This is a genomic window from Streptomyces sp. NPDC054840 (assembly GCF_053611065.1).
Genome location: NZ_JBSGZP010001026.1, coordinates 1 through 1,782, shown reverse-complemented (window position 1 = coordinate 1,782; position 1,782 = coordinate 1). Strand labels below are relative to the sequence as shown.

Here is a 1,782-nt window from a genome sequence, read left to right as displayed (position 1 = left end):
CTGGTGAGCTGCTCCGGTCGACGGACCCCGCGCGCCGGCTGTCCCTCCCGCCGGACGGCGGGGGTGAACTGCTGGCGGCGGGCCCGGCGGTGACCCGGGCGGCCGGGGTGGCCGGGCGCTGGGCCCGGCTGCTGACGGCCGCCCAGTGCCTGGGCGCCGGCGAGGCGCTGCTGGCCAGGACGGTGGAGTACGCGAAGCGGCGCACGCAGTTCGGGACGCCGATCGGGACCTTCCAGGCGGTGAAGCACCGGCTGGCGGACACCCTGCTCGGCCTGGAGTTCGCGCGCCCGCTGGTGTGGGCGGCGGCGCTGTCGCCGGGCCCGGGCGAGGTGGCGGCGGCGAAACTGGCGGCCGGCGAGGCGTCCTACCGGGCGGCGATGACGGCGCTCCAGCTCCACGGCGCGGTGGGATACACCGAGGAGCTGGACCTGTCACTGTGGCTGCGCAAGGCCCGCCCCCTGCGCGACGCCTGGGGAACGCCGTCGGCCTGCCGGGCCGAGGTCCTGCGGTCCCTCACACCACCGCGACGTTGAGGCTCACGACGTACCGCTCCTCGACGATGCCGTCCGGGAAGAGCGGGCTCAGCAGCTCCCGCTCCGCCGCGAAGTACTCGCGGCTGCGGGCCTCGCCCAGGACCAGGAAGGCGGAGTGGCTGGCGAGGTTGGCGAGGTGGTCGTCCAGCGTGATGCGCCGGGACCACGTCACCGCCCGGGTGGTGAACGCGCCGAGCCCCTCCGGCAGGGTGCGGTAGGTCTCCCCCTTGCTCTCGAAGAAGACCCGGAGCCGCTCCTCCTGCTCGGCGATCCACGGGACGGTGGCGTCCGTGTCGTTCCACCAGAGCGCGAGCGCCCCGCCGGGGCGCAGTACCCGCCGGGCCTCGGGCACGGAGCGCACCGGGTCGGTCCAGTGCCAGGCCTGGGCGTAGGTGATCAGGTCGACGGAGCCGGTGGCGAGCGGCAGCCGGTCCCCGTCGCCGCGCACGATCGGGATTCCGGGGTGAGTGCGGCGGAATTCGGCGGCCATCCCGTCCCCGGGCTCCACGGCGACGACCTCGGCCCCGCGTTCGTGCAGGAGCGTGGTGGCGATCCCGGTTCCGGCTCCTACGTCGGCCACCCGGGCCCCGGCGAGCGGGCGAGCGGTGAGGTTCTCGACGGCGTCGAAGAGGGCCGGGGGGTAGCTGGGGCGGTGGGCCGCGTACGAAGCGGCTGCCGCGTCGAAGGAACGGGCACGTGTCGTCATGCGTCCATTCTTTTCGATCACACAATCGGTAACAAGATCGAGGTACTTGCACCATGCGAAGGACGATGACCGCGGTGACCGGGGTGACCGTGTGCGCCGCGGCGGCCGTACTGCTCACCGGCTGTGGGGGCGCGAAGCCGAAGCCGGCCGGTGACAGCGGCGGGCCGGTCCCCTCCCCGAGCGCCTCGTCCGCCCCCGCCAAGGCCGGTCGCGCGACCCACGAGGTGACCCTCGAGGTCGGCGGCACCGGCAAGACCGCGGTCATGTACAGCGGCATCGGCAGTGGGTTCGAGGAGCAGACCCTGCCGTGGTCGAAGAGCGGCACCGCGGAGCTCACCGCCGCGGAGCAGAAGGTGGGCTACCTGGTGAATGTCGTTCCGGGCACGATCACGGGCCCCGACGGCACGCTGCAGCAGGCCCCGTGCGTCATCAAGGTCGACGGGAAGAAGGTCGCGGAGAGCGACGGCGTCACGACCCGGAAGGGCTGCTCCTACATCATCAAGTAGGCGCGGAGCCCGTGGCCCGCATGCGGCGGTTCAGGCT

3 protein-coding genes are annotated in these 1,782 nt (G+C 73.5%); 2 read left to right on the top strand and 1 reads right to left on the bottom strand.

The features are described 5' to 3' along the window. Window positions 1-533: acyl-CoA dehydrogenase family protein (locus ACWGIU_RS37135; protein WP_453712472.1), on the top strand; the 533-nt coding region annotated here is incomplete at its 5' end. Here ACWGIU_RS37135 and ACWGIU_RS37130 read toward each other — a convergent pair. Next, window positions 514-1,239, bottom strand: coding sequence for a class I SAM-dependent methyltransferase (locus ACWGIU_RS37130; protein ID WP_453712471.1), 726 nt, complete (start codon window positions 1,237-1,239; stop codon window positions 514-516). The genes ACWGIU_RS37135 and ACWGIU_RS37130 overlap by 20 nt on opposite strands. A gap of 53 nt (window positions 1,240-1,292) precedes the next feature. On the opposite strand from ACWGIU_RS37130, the gene ACWGIU_RS37125 reads away from it, so the two are divergent. Continuing rightward, window positions 1,293-1,745: a hypothetical protein gene (locus ACWGIU_RS37125; RefSeq protein ID WP_453712470.1), complete on the top strand. Its 453-nt coding sequence runs from the start codon at window positions 1,293-1,295 to the stop codon at window positions 1,743-1,745. Window positions 1,746-1,782 lie beyond the last annotated feature (37 nt).

Bases quoted from the DNA above. Each gene is read 5' to 3' on its own strand.
- ACWGIU_RS37125 (WP_453712470.1), top strand. From the start codon at position 1,293: ATGCGAAGGACGATGACCGCGGTGACCGGGGTGACCGTGTGCGCCGCG.
- ACWGIU_RS37130 (WP_453712471.1), bottom strand. From the start codon at position 1,239: ATGACGACACGTGCCCGTTCCTTCGACGCGGCAGCCGCTTCGTACGCG.